The sequence below is a fragment of the Cupriavidus sp. 21MJTG02-4 genome (assembly GCF_057798975.1).
In genome coordinates this window covers 156,022-169,936 of sequence record NZ_JBYOJP010000013.1, presented here as the reverse complement: position 1 = coordinate 169,936, position 13,915 = coordinate 156,022, and the positions used below count along the sequence as shown (strand labels likewise).

Here is a 13,915-nt window from a genome sequence, read left to right as displayed (position 1 = left end):
CAACTTCCTGTCACATAGAACCCATAGGATGCGCAGCGACCAGGGCGCGGCTGCCGCGCCATGTCTTATTTCTATGACAGGCGGAGGGTGCCACTGGATGCGCCACCGCCTCCTTCCCCGGAAAAGAAAGACCATGTTCGACAAACCTGATGCCTCGCGCCGCAAAGCGCTGAAATTCCTTGCCGGCGCGCCGATGCTGCCGCTGGGCCTGGCTTCGGCCGGCCTGCTGGTGGGTTGTGGCGGTGGTGACGACGCCATTGCCGCGCCGGCCGATGTCACGCCCGCGCCCGGCCCCGACGCCACGTTCACCACGGCCGAGTTCACCGGCATGAGCGCGCCGACGCTGGCGGATCCGGCTGCCATGGCCACCACCACCGTCGGTTCGGGCCTGAAGGTCAATTTCAGCGACGGCAGCAGCCGCACCTTCAAGCTGGCCTACCAGCCGTTCTTCGTGACCGGCGACATGGTGCCGGACGGCAATGGCGGCACCATCCTGGCCGGCGGCTACTACGACATCAACAACCAGCCGATCCGCGACACCTCGGTAGCCGGCAAGGAGCGCCAGTTCTTCTCCGACTCGCCCGACGGCACCTCGCTGCTCAAGGTCGACGGCGCGCGCGTCGCCGGCGTGAAGGGCAACCCGGTGTTTGCCGTGGTGCAGTTCGAGTACACCACGCGCGACCAGTCGGGCGCCGACACCTACGGCCGCCTGCCGTCGCCGATCGCCGTGCTGACGCTGGACCAGGACCCGGCCACCGGCAAGCTCACGCTGGTCAAGTACCACAACGTCGATACCTCGCCGGCGCACGGCCTGTGGATCACGTGCGGGGCCAGCCTGTCGCCGTGGAACACGCACCTGTCGAGCGAGGAGTACGAGCCGGACGCGTTCACGATCGCCAGCAACAGCCAGTTCAAGGCCTACAGCAAGAGCCTCTATGGCAGCGAGACCGCGGCCAATCCCTACCTCTACGGCCATCTGCCGGAGGTGACGGTCAACGCCGACGGCACGGGCTCCATCCGCAAGCACTACTGCCTGGGCCGCATCTCGCATGAGCTGGTGCAGGTCATGCCGGACAACCGCACCGTGCTGATGGGCGACGATGCCACCAACAGCGGCCTGTTCATGTTCGTGGCCGACAAGGAGAAGGATCTGTCGGCGGGCACGCTGTACGTGGCCAAGGTGGGTTCGGGCTTTTCGGTCAACCCGTCGGCGGCCGGGGCCGACCTGACGTGGGTAAAGCTGGGTCACGCCACCAGCGCCGAGATCGAGGCGCTGGCCAAGGCGACCGCGCCGACCGACATCATGGATGTGGTGACCGCCGATCCGCTCGACAACAGCTACACCAAGATCTTCCTCGGCGGCAAGGCCAACTGGGTTCGCCTCAAGCCTGGCATGGAGAAAGCCGCGGCCTTCCTGGAAACCCACCGCTATGCCTACCTGAAGGGCGGCAGCATGGGCTTCACCAAGATGGAAGGCACCACGGTCAACATCAAGGACAAGGTCGCCTACTCCGCGCTGCAGAATGTGGTCGACTCGATGGTCCTGAACAACAGCAAGGGCTGGAATGCGCAGAGCGGCATCTCGGTCGACAAGGCACTGAACGCCGGCGCGGTGATGCAGCACAAGCTCGACGGTGGCCGCAAGGACCTGGACGGCGACGCCATCAGCAGCGAATGGGTGCCGGTGCACACCAAGGCGCTGATCGTGGGCACCGACATCGCCGGCGATGCGCTGGGCAACCTGGCCGATCCGGAAATGATCGCCAATCCGGACAACCTCAAGTTCTCGGAGAAGCTGCGCACGCTGTTCATCGGCGAGGACAGCGGCCAGCACGTGAACAACTTCCTGTGGGCCTACAACATCGACACGAAGAAGCTGTCGCGCCTGATGTCGGTGCCCGCCGGCGGCGAATCCACGGGCCTGCATGCCGTGGATGAGATCAACGGCTGGACCTACATCATGAGCAATTTCCAGCACGCCGGCGACTGGGGCAGCCTGCACGCCAAGGTCCAGGCCACGCTGGATCCGCTGGTGCGCGCCAACTACAAGGACCGCGCCGGCGCGGCGGTTGGCTACCTGACGGCTGACCTGTCGAGCATCAAGCTGGCCAAGGCCTGATTGTCAGTGCGATAGGAAGAAGAGGCGGGCTGCGGCCCGCCTCTTTTCTTTTGACGCGCTACAGAAGCACCACCATCGGGATTTCCCCAATCCTTTTCATCCTAAACCTGCGCGCATGACTGCCGATACTCCAACGGCAGACCATCGATAAAAGACATTCCAACACGGGGGAGAACAGCAATGTCGCAGGCAAATCTGACCATCCGGGCCCGCCTGGGCGCAACGTTCGGGCTGGTCGTGCTGTTGGCGGGTGCCGCCATCGGCACGGGCCTGGCGCAGCCGGGGGGCAGTGACGCGGCGCGCTACACCATGCTGGGCCTAGGCCTGGCGGCGCTGGCCGCGGCCGTGGCCGGTGCGTTCTGGCTGGCCGCCGGCATCGAGCGCCCGTTGGCCGACGCCGTCTACATCGCCGAAACCGTGGCCGCCGGCGACCTCAGCCAGGACTTCGATACCGACCAGGGCGGCGCCTTCGGCCGGCTGCTCGGCGGCATGGGCAAGATGGAGGACATCCTGACGGACCTGGTGGGCCGGATCAAAAGCTCCACGGACTCGATTGCCGACTCTTCGCGCCAGATCGCGGACGGCAACACGGATCTTTCCCAGCGCACCGAGGAACAGGCGGCCACGCTGCAGGAGACGGCGTCCAGCATGGGCAGCCTGACCGATATGGTCCGCCGCAATGCCGAGCGCGCGCACGCCGCCAACGACATCGCCGCCAATGCCTCGGAGATCGCCGAGCGCGGCGGGGTGGTGGTCAGTGACGTGGTGCAGACCATGCAGGCCATCAGCGCCAGCTCGAACAAGGTGGTCGAGATCATCCAGGTCATCGAAGGCATTGCCTTCCAGACCAACATCCTGGCCCTAAATGCCGCCGTGGAAGCGGCCCGTGCGGGCGAGCAGGGCCGCGGCTTCGCCGTGGTGGCTGGCGAGGTGCGCACGCTGGCCCAGCGCAGCGCCACCGCCGCCAAGGAAATCCGCGTGCTGATCGGCGATTCCGCCAGGCAGGTCGAAGGCGGCGCGGTGCTGGTGGACAAGGCCGGCCAGACCATGGAGGAGATCCAGCAAGCCGTGCGCAGCGTCGCGGGCATCCTGGGCGAGATCTCGGTGGCCTCGCGCGACCAGAGCAGCAGCATCGAGCAGGTCAACCAGGCCGTGGCGCAGATGGATACCGTCACGCAGCAGAACGCGGCGCTGGTGGAGCAGGCCGCCGCCGCGTCGGCATCGCTGGCGGACCAGGCCCATCAGCTCCAGGGCGTGGTAGGCGAGTTCAAGCTGTAAGCACGCCAGAGCGGATCGCGCCGGGCATTGCACCGGCCTTGCAATCCGCAGTAACCTCTGCGCCATGCGGCAGGCACATGCTGCCGATTGCCCCCACCTCAGAGGAGACTGCCATGCCGTGCCGACGCCGGTTTCTTGGATACCTGCCGCTCGCCTTGTCCGGCGGCGTGGCCGTCACCGGACTGCTCGGCAGCCGGCCTGCCCGCGCTGCCATGCTGGGCGAGCAGGATCCGCAGGCACAGAAGCTCGGCTACAAGGCCGACACGAGCAAGGTCGATCCGAAGCAGTATCCCGGACACAAGACCAGCCAGACCTGCGCCAACTGCCAGCTCTACCAGGGCGACACGGGCAGCACCGCCGGCGGCTGCGTCCTGTTCGGCGACAAGGAAGTCGCGGCAGCCGGCTGGTGCAGCGCCTGGGCGCAAGGCTGATTGCCCGCACCGTGCTGCATGGTCCCGCATCGTCCATCCAATCGCCGCGATGATCCCGCAGGAAGATCCATGACCCACGACCCCGATACCCGCCGCATGGCGCCGGCCACGGAACGCAATCGCGAGCCGATCCTCGCCGTGCTGCGCAACGTGCTGCCGGCCAACGGCACGGTGCTGGAGATTGCCAGCGGCACCGGCCAGCACGCGGTCCACTTTGCCGCGGCGCTGCCGGGACTGACCTGGCAGCCGAGCGATCCCGACGCCGCGGCGCGCGCGTCGATCGTCGGCTGGATCGCGCACACCGGCGTGGCCAATGTGCGTGCCCCGCTGGCGCTCGATGTCTGCGCGCCACCGTGGGGCATCGACGCAGCCGATGCCGTGGTCTGCATCAACATGATCCACATCTCCCCGTGGGCGGCCGCACAGGCGCTGTTTGCCGGTGCCGGAAAGCTGCTCGGACCCGGAGGCGTGCTGGTCCTGTACGGGCCCTACCAGCGGGGCGGCTCGCACACCGCGCCGAGCAATGCGGCATTCGACGCGCAACTGCGGGCCACGGACCCCGACTGGGGCGTGCGCGACATGGAAGACGTGATCGGCCTGGGTGAAGCGCAGGGCATGCGCTGCGACGCGCCGGTGGCCATGCCGGCCAACAATTTCATGCTGGTGTTCCGGAAGTAGGGCGGCGCCGGGTCCGCGCGTGCCGGCGTGCCGAGAAGGCTTCGTTGATGACGGATGGCCTCAGGTCGACAGCAGGCCGTGCCGGCGATGCCATTCCTGCAGCGACTCGGCCGGCCAGGTGCCGCAGTGCACGTGGCCCTTGCCGCGTGGCACGTCCACCCACGCCGGAACGAAGTCGAGCCCGGCTTCCACCACGTCGGGCGGTTTGGGCAGCGGAGTGTCGATGGCCGATGCGTGCGGATGGACCAGATGGGGCCAGCGCGGATCGAACAGCCACAGCGCGCTGCCGCACCTGACGCAGAAATGCCGCTGCGCCGGCGAGCGCGTGGCGCGCTTGCCGGGTTCGCGCATCACCGCGTGGTAGATGCCCAGGTACTTCTTGCCGCGCACGCGCAGCGTCGTGGCATCGCCGCCGAGGTTGATGGCATAGCCGCCGCTGCCCGCCGTCTTGCGGCAGATCGAACAGTGGCAGTGCATGAACGGATACGGCGAATCGGACTCCAGCGAGAAGTGCACGGCGCCGCAATGGCACGAGCCTTCGAGATGCATGGTATGGCCTCCAGTCAAGCGTCGCGGGATGCCATTGACTGTAGGAGACAGGCCGCCCGCCGCAAACCGGGCGATATGCGCGCGGTGGCTGCGCAGCCTACAGCGCCCGGCGGAAGGTCAGGTTGATCCGTTCGTGCCCGAGCAGCGGATGGTCGCCGTCGGCCAGCGGCGCCACGCCATGGAAGGCCAGCCGCGCGGGGCCGCCCCAAACGACCACGTCGCCATGCGCAAGCCGTGTACGGGCGGGGCGCTCGGCGCGGCGCAGCCCGCCGAACAGGAACACCGCCGGCAGGCCGAGCGAGACGGACACGATTGGCGCGCGCAGGTCGCGCTCGTCGCGGTCCTGGTGCAAGGACAGGCGTGTGCCGGGCACATAGCGGTTGACCAGGCAGGCGTCGGGCACAAAGCCGGCAAAGCCCGCTTCAGCGGCGGCGCGTGCGGCCAGGTCGAGAAAAGTCGCTGGCATGGCGGGCCACGGCGCGCCGCTGAGCGGATCGAGCCGGTCGTAGCGGTAGCCTGTCCGGTCCGAAACCCAGCCAGCCTGCCCGCAGTTGGTCATGGCCACCGACATCTGCAGTCCGCCCGGTGTCACCATATGACGCCAGGGGGCTTGCCCGACGACGTTCGCGACGTCCCTGAGCAGCTGCGGAGCCAGCGCGCGCGCAAAGCCGCGCAGCACGGCGGCGCCGGTCGCCAGCGGCTCGGTCACGCCAGCCGCGTCACGGCCTTCGCCGGGGGCATCCAGGTTGTCGAAGAGGTCGAACGTCATGGCACGGGACAGGGCAGGGCACTACGCGGGCATTATCGCCCCGGCGCCTGCGCGGCGCTCTCGGCAGTGTGGCGCCGTGTCGCGCACATTGGCAACCAGCGCGATTTTCTTCGCGGGGATCGATAAAGTCAGGGTTTATACTTAGTTCGCCTTTCCCGAACTCTCGCCGCATCGCGCCAGTCCGCGCCCCGGTTCCACGGCCACTTCATGAAACGATTTCTCGCCTTCAGCCTTGTCGCGTGGCTCTCTGCCGCCTTGCTTATCCTTGGACGCGACTCGGTTGCGATGATCGCACTGAGCGGCGTGGTCGCCCTGGCGGGCCTGGATATCTTCCAGCCCTGAGCCGGGACTCTGCAGTACGCCGCAACACGACAAAGGCCGCCCGAGAGGCGGCCTTTGTCATGGCAGTGGCGTGCGAAGCGCCTGCCGGTCAGGCAAACGTGTCGACCTCTCCCTGTGCCGGCACGCGTGCCGGACGGGCCGGTGCGGCGATGGGTGCCCGGGCATCGCCAGCGGCCAGGTTCGCGCCGAAGCCCGGCTGGCCACGGCCGTTGCCGGCCTGCTGCTGTTGCGGCTGGCCATTGCCGGCCTGGCCGGCAAAGCTGTCGGCGCCTACCGACGTCTGGCCGAGCTGGATGCCGCTTTCCGACAGCGCGGTGCGCAGGTGCGGCAGCGCGGCTTCGACCGCGGCGCGCACGGCCTGGTGCGGCGAAACGAACTGTGCCTGGGCCTGGTCGTTGACCACGTTCAGTACCACCTTGAGCGGCCCGAGATCGGGCGGATTGAGCTGCAGTTCCGCGCTCTGGCTGCCTTGCGTGGTTAGCCGGATCATCTGCTGGCCCAGCGCCTGCGGCCATTGCGTATCGTTCAGCGGCGGCGCCACGACCGGGCGCGCGGCGGCTGCCACAGCGGCCGGTGCGGCCGAAGGCGTCTGGTTCGCCAGCGCGGCGGCAGTGGCCGTCGCGGCGCCATCGTTCTGCGTGACCGTTGCGGCATCGCCGGTCCTGGCGGCGACCTGCACCGGCGTGAACGGGGTGGCGGTGGGTTTGCTGTCCTGCCCGATGCCGTCCGCCTGCGCCAGCGCGGCATGGTGCGGGTGGCCCGTGCCGGGCTGTGACTGGCCATCGCCGAACTGGCCGGCCTGGCCCTGGCGTGCATCGCCCATCGCATGCGGCGCCGTGCCGGCCGTCACACCGGCCTGCGTGCTGTCGGTCGCTGCCGCTTGCCCCGAGGCGCCCGGCAGTGCGGCGCGCTGCGACAGGATGTTGGCCAGCGTGTCGGCGGCGGTTGGCGTGGCGGTCGTAGCGGTGGCGTCCTTGACCGATGCCTGGATCGCCAGCTTGCCGGCGGCGTCGGCATTCACATCAGCGAGTGCCGCGTTGGCCGCATCGGCCGGGGCGGCAGCGGGGGCTTGCAGCATGGCGAGGCCGTTGGCGCCGGCGGCACCGGCCGCGGCGACATCCGCCGCGCCGCTACCCGATGCAGCAGGGGCCGGGGCGGGCGGCAGCAGGGCGGCCAGCGCCGCGGCGGCGGCGCCAGCGTCGGCCGCCTGGCTGCTGCCGTCGTCCTTGTGGTCCTTGTCCCCTTGGTCCTTGCGGCGACCCGGCTGCACCGGCTTGCCCGCGGCCGCGCGGGCCGCGTCGGCGGCCTGGCTGTCTTTCGACGGGGAACCGCTGGCAGGCTGCGTACTGTTCTGCGCATTGTTCTGCGCATTGCTGCCCGAATCCTGGCGCGGCTCGGGGCGCGCGTTGTCCTTCGCGCGCGACAACGCGCCGCTGAAGGCAGCGTTCCCGGCGTCTGCCGTCATGCGGCTGGCGGGATCTGCCTTGGGGGTGGCGTTGCTGACGAGCTGACTGATATCGATCATGAAGGCTTGCCCTCTGGGCTCAGTTGATTCGGCTGCCGGCGTCGCGCGCCAGCCGTGCGGCGTATTCGTCGTTGGTGCGCTGCTCGCGGCGCGCGGCCACTTGTTCCTCGCGCGCATCGGCGCGCGCGATCAGGGTGTCGAAGGAGTTCAAGCGGCGCTTCTGCTGCTGCCAGTTGCTGCGCCCGGTCAGCAAGTCGGCTTCGGCCTTGTCCAGCGCGGCGGTTTGCTGGCGGATGGCGTGGTCCAGCGAATCGAGGAAACGGGAAAAATCATGCCAGCGGCTGGCGGTCATGCCTTCCGCCGCCACGGCCTGCATGCGCTCGCGGTATTCCTGCCGATACTGCGTGAGCTGGTTGAGCTGCTGTGCGGCCTGGGTCCGCAGCCCCTGCAGACGACCGAGTTCGCGCGCGGCGGCATCGGTGTCGTTCTGGGCCAGTTCGGACAACGTCTGCAGCGGATTCGGTTTAGCCATGTTCGCTCCTGTCGAAGAGGCCATGCAGCTGCCCGATCGCATCGTCGTAGCCGGCGCGCTCGTGGATGTCCTGCTGCAGGAAGGCTTCCATCCGGGGGTGGAACCGGATCGCCAGATCCAGTTCGGGATCGTTGCCGGGCACGTAGGCGCCCACGCTGATCAGGTCGCGGTTGCGCTGGTAGCGCGACATCAGCTGCTTGAAGCGGCGCACCGAAGCAAACTGCCCGGGCGGGATCAGCGCGGTCATCGCGCGGCTGATCGAGGCTTCCACGTCGATGGCCGGATAGTGGCCGGCCTCCGCCAGGCTGCGCGAGAGCACGATGTGGCCGTCCAGGATGGCGCGGGCCGAATCGGCAATCGGGTCCTGCTGGTCGTCGCCTTCGGTCAGCACGGTATAGAACGCCGTGATGGAGCCGCCGCCTTCCGGGCCGTTGCCGGTGCGTTCCACCAGCGTGGGCAGCTTGGCGAAGACCGACGGCGGATAGCCTTTGGTGGCGGGCGGCTCGCCGATCGCCAGGGCGATCTCGCGCTGGGCCATGGCATAGCGCGTGAGCGAATCCATGATCAGCAGCACATGCTTGCCCTGGTCGCGGAAATACTCGGCCAGCCGCGTCGAGTACGCGGCGCCCTGCATGCGCAGCAGCGGCGAGCAGTCGGCCGGGGCCGCCACCACGACGGAGCGCGCACGGCCTTCGGGGCCGAGGATATTCTCGATGAACTCTTTCACCTCGCGGCCGCGTTCGCCGATCAGGCCGACCACGATCACGTCCGCGCTGGTGTAGCGCGCCATCATGCCGAGCAGCACGCTCTTGCCCACGCCGGAACCCGCGAACAGGCCCATGCGCTGGCCGCGCCCCACGGTCAGCATGCCGTTGATGGCGCGCACGCCGGTGTCGAGCACCGTTTCGATCGGCGCGCGCATCAGCGGGTTGATTTGCTCGGCCGACAGCGGGACTTCCTGCGCGGCGCGAATCGGGCCCAGCCCGTCGAGCGGCCGGCCGGCGGCATCGACCACGCGGCCGAGCATGCCTTCGCCCACGGGCAGGCGCTTGGAGCCGGGCTCGCGCGGCGCGCTGGCGCCCTGGGGCTGCGGCGACGGCTCGAGCGGATAGACGCGTGCGCCGGGCAGCAGGCCGACCACGTCGGATTGCGGCATCAGGAACAGGCGGTCGGCGCCGAACCCGACCACTTCGGCTTCGGCCGTGCGCGGGCCGCCGGACCCGGCGCCGAACTGCCCCGCGGGCAGTTCGATCAGGCAGTCGCTGCCCACGGGCAGGCGCAGGCCCACGGCTTCCAGCACCAGGCCGGCCGCGCGCGTGAGCCGGCCGCAACTGCGTTTGCTGTCGAGCCCGGAGATATCCGCCTGCGCGGTGCTCAGCGCATCGCGCCAGTGCCGCGCGTGGGGTACGTGTGCAGCAGCCCGGACGGTGACGGCGTCAGTCATGCGGCGGCTCCCACGGGTCGTCGCGGCCCATGGCCTTGACCACGCGGGTCCAGCGCGTTTCCAGCCTGGCGTCGCGTTCGCCGCTGGCCGCGCTGGCGATGCAGCCGCCCCGTGCGACGGACGGATCCGCGCGCAGGGTCCAGCCGGCGGCTTCGAGTTCGCCCTGCATATGGGCTTCGATCAGGCCCACGTCCTCCGGGTGGAGCAGCAGGCATGGCGAGCCGGACAGCGCCGGTTCACTCGTGAGCAGTTCGCGCACGGCGGGCAGCAGGACTTCGGGATCGTCTTCCACGCGGCTGCGGACCAGCTGGCGCGCGACGTCGAGCGCCAGCGAGACCAGCGCATCGGACACTTCCTGGTCAACGCCGGCCAGGGCCTGGCGGAAGTTCTCGGCCAGTCCGTGCAGGCGCGTGGCCTCGTTGCGCGCGCCTTCCAGGCCGCGTGCATAACCTTCGCGGTGGCCGTCGCCGTAGCCCTGGGTCTGGCCCTGGGTATAGCCCTGTGCGTAGCCTTCCTTGCGGGCGCCTTCGCGCATGGCTTCGAGCGCCTCGAAGTCGATCGGCGGCGGTGCCGGCTCGGCCGGTGCTTCGTGCACGATCGCCTGCAGCGCGGTGCGCGGATCCAGCGAATCCATCTGCCAGCGCTGCCAGCCGGTGCCGCGCGAGCGGCGCGGCGCTTCGAACGCGGTAAAACCGCCGGCGTCGCCGCCGGTGGGGTTTTCGCTGCGCTGCGCGATACGTGCGGCCAGGCCGCGCTCAGACATAGGCATCGTCTCCTCCGCCAATCTGGACTTCGCCGGCATCGGCCAGGCGTCTTACCACCTGCAGGATGGCCTTCTGCTCGGCCTCGACCTGCGACACGCGCACCGGGCCCAGCGCATCCAGGTCCTCGCGCAGCATTTCGCCGGCGCGGGTGGACATGTTGCGGATGAACTTGTCGCGCAACTCCTGCGGCGCGCCCTTGAGCGCGACGATGAGCGATTCGGTGGCGATTTCCTTGAGCACGCGCTGGATGCCGCGGTCGTCGACTTCCAGCAGGTTTTCGAACAGGAACATCTCGTCGATGATCTTCTGCGCCAGGTCGCCGTCGTGCAGGCGCACGCCGTCGATGACGGCCTCTTCGTGCGCGGTGCTCATCAGGTTGATGATCTCGGCCGCGGTGCGCACGCCGCCCATGCGGCTGCGCTTCAGGCTCTGGCCGGACAGCAGCTTGGACAGCACGTCCGTCAACTCCTGCAGCGCGCCCGGCTGCACGCCGCCGAACGTGGCGATACGCAGGATCACGTCGTTGCGCAGGCGATCGGTGAACATGCCGAGCACCTCGGACGCCTTCTGGCGGTCCAGGTGGATCAGGATGGTGGCGATGATCTGCGGATGCTCCTCGCGAATCAGTTCGGCCACGGAGGTCGAATCCATCCAGTTCAGAGAGTCGATGCCGCTGCCCGGATCGCGCGATTCCAGGATGTCCTCGATCACGGACTGGGCGCGCTCTTCGCCGAGCGCCTTGTTCAGCACGCTGCGGATGAACGAGCTCGAATCGACGTTCAGCGCCAGGTACTGCTCGGTCTCGCCGCGGAACTCGCTGAGCACGCCAGCCATTTCCTCGCGCGTCACCGAGCGAAGCTCGGCCATGGCGGAGCCCAGCTCCTGCACTTCGCGCTGGGACAGGTGCCGGAATACTTCGGCGGCGGCGTCCTCGCCGATCGCCATCATCAGGATGGCGCTCTTCTGCAGGCCGGTGGCGGGGGAGGCGGAGGCGGCTTTAGCGGAGGTCATTGCCAATCCAGTTCTTGATTACGCTGGCAACCAGGCGCGGGTCGCGTTGCGCGGCATCGCGCACCAGTGCCAGGTCACTTTCATACTTCGCGGCCAGCCGCAGGACTTCCGGATTGGACGGCTCTTCGGGCGGCAGCAGTTCGGCGGCGGCTTCTTCTGCCGCCACGGGTGCCGGCAGCGGCGGGGCGGTGTAGCGGCGCAGGATCGGGCGCGCCACCTTGAACCACGCGAACAGTGCCAGCAGTGCCAGCAGCAGGTAGCCCGCGCCGGTCTTGGCCAGGTCGATCATTTCAGGTTGCTTCCACAACGGCAGTTCGGGCGTTACTTCGCGATCGGTGGTGAACGGGCTGTTCACCACATTGATCGAGTCGCCACGATCGGCAGAGAAGCCCATGGCTTCCTTGGTCAGGTTCTGGATCTGGGCCAGCAATGCCGGCGGCAGCGGCTGCGCGACCATCTTGCCCTTGGCGTCGGCCTGTTGCCGGTAGTTGACCACCACCGCCACCGACAGGCGGCGCACGCCGCCCGGTGCCTGCTGCACGTGGCGCACGGTGCGGTCGAGTTCGTAGTTGACGGTGGAGTCGCGGCGGTTGCTGCTCGGGCCGCTGGAAGCGGTCGAGCTCGAACCCTGTGCGCCCTGGGCCTGTCCTGCCTGCGCGCCCTGAGGCTGCGCGGGCGCGCCGGCCTGGCCGGGCGCTTGTCCGGCACGCGGCGTCTGGGCGGTGGTGATCGGTGCCGCGGCCGGTGCCGGCGGCTGGTTGGACAGCGCGCCCGGCACGCCGCCCGGCGGTGTCGCGCCCTGCTGGTTCGATTCGCTGGTCTGCTGGCTGCGGATGGCCGCGTGGGTCGGGTCCTGGTTCGGCTTGTAGCTTTCGTCGGTGTGCTCGACGATGGAGAAGTCCACGTCGGCCGTCACCTGGGCGCGCACATTGTCCTTGCCGACGATCGGCATCAGGATCGATTCGATGCGCTTCAGGTAGTTCTGCTCCAGCGCCTGGACGTACTTGAGCTGGGTGGCATCGAGCATGCGCTCGTTGCCGCTGTTCGACAGCAGGTTGCCGTGCTGGTCGACGATGGAGATCGCCTTGGGCGTCAGTTCGGGCACGCTGGACGACACCAGGTGGCTGATTGCCGCGACCTGGCCTTCATCGATGGCACGGCCCGGGTAGAGCTGCAGCACGATCGACGCCGTGGGCTTCTGGCGCTCGCGCACGAACAGCGTGGGCTTGGGAATGGCCAGGTGCACGCGGGCCGACTGCACGGCGGCGATCGATTCGATCGAGCGCGCCAGTTCGCCTTCGAGCCCGCGCTGGTAGTTGACCTGTTCGGCGAACTGGCTGATGCCGAACTTCTGGTTGTCCATCAGTTCCAGGCCCGTGTTGCCGCTCTTGGGCAGGCCTTGCGAGGCCAGGCGCAGGCGCGTCTCGTGGACCCGTTCGGCCGGCACCATCACCGCGCCGCCGCCTTCGGCGAACTTGTAGGGCACGTTCATCTGCTGCAGCGACTGCAGCACCGCGCCGCCGTCGCGCTCCGACAGGTTGCTGTACAGCACCTTGTAGTCCGGCGCGCGCGACCACAGCACCCCGACGGCGATGGCCGCGGCCAGCGCCGCGCCACCCAGCATCATTGGCAGCTTCGGATTGGCCTTGAGGCGCTCGATCATTTCACCCGAGCGGCCGGGCAAGGACACCGCCGCGGTCATGCGCGCGCTCCGGTCAGGGCCGGGCCGTGGCCCCGATCGCACTGGCGATGGAGATCGCCATGGACGTCGGCACGCCTCACTTCGGCACGGCTCATTTCAGGCAGCTGAGAAAACACGCGTACTCCCGGGATGGTTGTCTGGAACATCGCACCGGACGGGAGACGCAAGGCGAAGCCCGCGCCTTTCCGGCACGGTAGCGATGATCGGGCAACGCGGGCAGCCACAATCCGGTGAATAGGCCGGGTTTTCCTCCCGATTTCGGCTGATGGAGCGCTGGCGGCGGCAGGTACGCTTGGCCCCGCTGAAATTGGGCGACGAATGCACGCGAGCTGCCGCAATGTGAATCCTGCGGCATGTTCCGGCGATATTCGCGCGCCGGGCTTATCGTCAAACAACAGGAACCGGTACCGGCGCTCCAGCCTGGCCGGCAGGAAACCCGTCTCATGACCACGCTATCTCCCATCGAGGGCATGCTGCAGCAACTGCGCGGCCTGGCCCAGACCGCCACCGGCAACAGCGCGCAAGCCGCCGCGCCCGCTGCGGCCGGCGGCTTTGCCGGCGAACTGCAACGCAGCCTGAGCCGCATCAATGCATCGCAGGAACGCGCCTACGGACTGTCCGAGGCGTTTGAACTGGGCAAGCCTGGGGTGGCGCTCAATGACGTGATGATTGAATTGCAGAAGGCCAATGTGTCGTTCCAGACGGGGGTGCAGGTCAGGAATCGGCTGGTGCAGGCGTATCAGGAAATGATGAATATGCCGGTGTAAAGCCGTGCCGGCATGGCGCCGGCAAACTGGATATCAGGCAGCCCCTGTTCCGCGCGAGCGGGCA

14 protein-coding genes are annotated in these 13,915 nt (G+C 68.5%); 6 read left to right on the top strand and 8 right to left on the bottom strand.

Annotated features, from left to right (window positions below; genetic code table 11):
• The first annotated feature begins 133 nt into the window (after window positions 1–133).
• From AC3FKH_RS24080 to AC3FKH_RS24065, 4 genes are all read left to right on the top strand, one after another.
• Window positions 134–2,119, top strand: coding sequence for a PhoX family protein (locus AC3FKH_RS24080; RefSeq protein WP_488678298.1), 1,986 nt, complete (start codon window positions 134–136; stop codon window positions 2,117–2,119).
• A gap of 180 nt (window positions 2,120–2,299) precedes the next feature.
• Window positions 2,300–3,397: a methyl-accepting chemotaxis protein gene (locus AC3FKH_RS24075; protein WP_488678297.1), complete on the top strand. Its 1,098-nt coding sequence runs from the start codon at window positions 2,300–2,302 to the stop codon at window positions 3,395–3,397.
• Window positions 3,398–3,510: 113 nt separating this feature from the next.
• Window positions 3,511–3,828 (top strand): high-potential iron-sulfur protein, encoded by a 318-nt coding sequence (locus AC3FKH_RS24070; protein ID WP_488678296.1) that lies wholly within the window; start codon window positions 3,511–3,513, stop codon window positions 3,826–3,828.
• Between the two features lie 69 nt (window positions 3,829–3,897).
• Complete coding sequence (locus AC3FKH_RS24065; protein WP_488678295.1) at window positions 3,898–4,506, top strand: DUF938 domain-containing protein; 609 nt, start codon at window positions 3,898–3,900, stop codon at window positions 4,504–4,506.
• A 60-nt stretch (window positions 4,507–4,566) separates the two neighbouring features.
• Here the strand turns inward: AC3FKH_RS24065 and AC3FKH_RS24060 are convergent, their stop codons facing one another.
• On the bottom strand, window positions 4,567–5,055 hold the full coding sequence (locus AC3FKH_RS24060) for a GFA family protein (RefSeq protein WP_488678294.1): 489 nt from the start codon (window positions 5,053–5,055) through the stop codon (window positions 4,567–4,569).
• A 97-nt stretch (window positions 5,056–5,152) separates the two neighbouring features.
• Window positions 5,153–5,824 (bottom strand): DNA oxidative demethylase AlkB, encoded by a 672-nt coding sequence (gene alkB, locus AC3FKH_RS24055; RefSeq protein WP_488678293.1) that lies wholly within the window; start codon window positions 5,822–5,824, stop codon window positions 5,153–5,155.
• A gap of 207 nt (window positions 5,825–6,031) precedes the next feature.
• Here alkB and AC3FKH_RS24050 point away from each other — a divergent pair, with 207 nt between their 5' ends.
• Window positions 6,032–6,166: a hypothetical protein gene (locus tag AC3FKH_RS24050; RefSeq protein WP_483713112.1), complete on the top strand. Its 135-nt coding sequence runs from the start codon at window positions 6,032–6,034 to the stop codon at window positions 6,164–6,166.
• Window positions 6,167–6,254: 88 nt separating this feature from the next.
• Here AC3FKH_RS24050 and AC3FKH_RS24045 read toward each other — a convergent pair whose 3' ends face one another.
• From AC3FKH_RS24045 to fliF, 6 genes are read right to left on the bottom strand one after another with little or no spacing between them, the layout of a single operon-like run.
• On the bottom strand, window positions 6,255–7,691 hold the full coding sequence (locus tag AC3FKH_RS24045) for a flagellar hook-length control protein FliK (protein ID WP_488678292.1): 1,437 nt from the start codon (window positions 7,689–7,691) through the stop codon (window positions 6,255–6,257).
• A 19-nt stretch (window positions 7,692–7,710) separates the two neighbouring features.
• Complete coding sequence (gene fliJ, locus AC3FKH_RS24040; protein ID WP_488678291.1) at window positions 7,711–8,163, bottom strand: flagellar export protein FliJ; 453 nt, start codon at window positions 8,161–8,163, stop codon at window positions 7,711–7,713.
• On the bottom strand, window positions 8,156–9,607 hold the full coding sequence (fliI, locus tag AC3FKH_RS24035) for a flagellar protein export ATPase FliI (RefSeq protein WP_488678290.1): 1,452 nt from the start codon (window positions 9,605–9,607) through the stop codon (window positions 8,156–8,158). The genes fliJ and fliI overlap by 8 nt, the downstream gene beginning before the upstream one ends.
• Window positions 9,600–10,376 carry a flagellar assembly protein FliH gene (gene fliH / locus AC3FKH_RS24030; protein ID WP_488678289.1) on the bottom strand — a complete coding sequence of 259 codons (777 nt, stop codon included), beginning with the start codon at window positions 10,374–10,376 and terminating at the stop codon, window positions 9,600–9,602. Before fliH ends, fliI begins: the two co-directional genes overlap by 8 nt.
• Window positions 10,363–11,382, bottom strand: coding sequence for a flagellar motor switch protein FliG (gene fliG, locus AC3FKH_RS24025; RefSeq protein WP_488678288.1), 1,020 nt, complete (start codon window positions 11,380–11,382; stop codon window positions 10,363–10,365). Before fliG ends, fliH begins: the two co-directional genes overlap by 14 nt.
• On the bottom strand, window positions 11,369–13,084 hold the full coding sequence (fliF, locus tag AC3FKH_RS24020; RefSeq protein WP_488678287.1) for a flagellar basal-body MS-ring/collar protein FliF: 1,716 nt from the start codon (window positions 13,082–13,084) through the stop codon (window positions 11,369–11,371). The genes fliG and fliF overlap by 14 nt, the downstream gene beginning before the upstream one ends.
• A 443-nt stretch (window positions 13,085–13,527) precedes the next feature.
• On the opposite strand from fliF, the gene fliE reads away from it, so the two are divergent.
• Window positions 13,528–13,851 carry a flagellar hook-basal body complex protein FliE gene (gene fliE / locus AC3FKH_RS24015; RefSeq protein WP_488678286.1) on the top strand — a complete coding sequence of 108 codons (324 nt, stop codon included), beginning with the start codon at window positions 13,528–13,530 and terminating at the stop codon, window positions 13,849–13,851.
• Window positions 13,852–13,915: the final 64 nt, after the last annotated feature.

What these genes read in the sequence shown, in the direction of transcription:
- AC3FKH_RS24080 (WP_488678298.1), top strand. Translation starts at nt 134, where the DNA reads ATGTTCGACAAACCTGATGCCTCGCGCCGCAAAGCGCTGAAATTCCTT.
- AC3FKH_RS24075 (WP_488678297.1), top strand. Translation starts at nt 2,300, where the DNA reads ATGTCGCAGGCAAATCTGACCATCCGGGCCCGCCTGGGCGCAACGTTC.
- AC3FKH_RS24070 (WP_488678296.1), top strand. Translation starts at nt 3,511, where the DNA reads ATGCCGTGCCGACGCCGGTTTCTTGGATACCTGCCGCTCGCCTTGTCC.
- AC3FKH_RS24065 (WP_488678295.1), top strand. Translation starts at nt 3,898, where the DNA reads ATGACCCACGACCCCGATACCCGCCGCATGGCGCCGGCCACGGAACGC.
- AC3FKH_RS24060 (WP_488678294.1), bottom strand. Translation starts at nt 5,055, where the DNA reads ATGCATCTCGAAGGCTCGTGCCATTGCGGCGCCGTGCACTTCTCGCTG.
- alkB (WP_488678293.1), bottom strand. Translation starts at nt 5,824, where the DNA reads ATGACGTTCGACCTCTTCGACAACCTGGATGCCCCCGGCGAAGGCCGT.
- AC3FKH_RS24050 (WP_483713112.1), top strand. Translation starts at nt 6,032, where the DNA reads ATGAAACGATTTCTCGCCTTCAGCCTTGTCGCGTGGCTCTCTGCCGCC.
- AC3FKH_RS24045 (WP_488678292.1), bottom strand. Translation starts at nt 7,691, where the DNA reads ATGATCGATATCAGTCAGCTCGTCAGCAACGCCACCCCCAAGGCAGAT.
- fliJ (WP_488678291.1), bottom strand. Translation starts at nt 8,163, where the DNA reads ATGGCTAAACCGAATCCGCTGCAGACGTTGTCCGAACTGGCCCAGAAC.
- fliI (WP_488678290.1), bottom strand. Translation starts at nt 9,607, where the DNA reads ATGACTGACGCCGTCACCGTCCGGGCTGCTGCACACGTACCCCACGCG.
- fliH (WP_488678289.1), bottom strand. Translation starts at nt 10,376, where the DNA reads ATGCCTATGTCTGAGCGCGGCCTGGCCGCACGTATCGCGCAGCGCAGC.
- fliG (WP_488678288.1), bottom strand. Translation starts at nt 11,382, where the DNA reads ATGACCTCCGCTAAAGCCGCCTCCGCCTCCCCCGCCACCGGCCTGCAG.
- fliF (WP_488678287.1), bottom strand. Translation starts at nt 13,084, where the DNA reads ATGACCGCGGCGGTGTCCTTGCCCGGCCGCTCGGGTGAAATGATCGAG.
- fliE (WP_488678286.1), top strand. Translation starts at nt 13,528, where the DNA reads ATGACCACGCTATCTCCCATCGAGGGCATGCTGCAGCAACTGCGCGGC.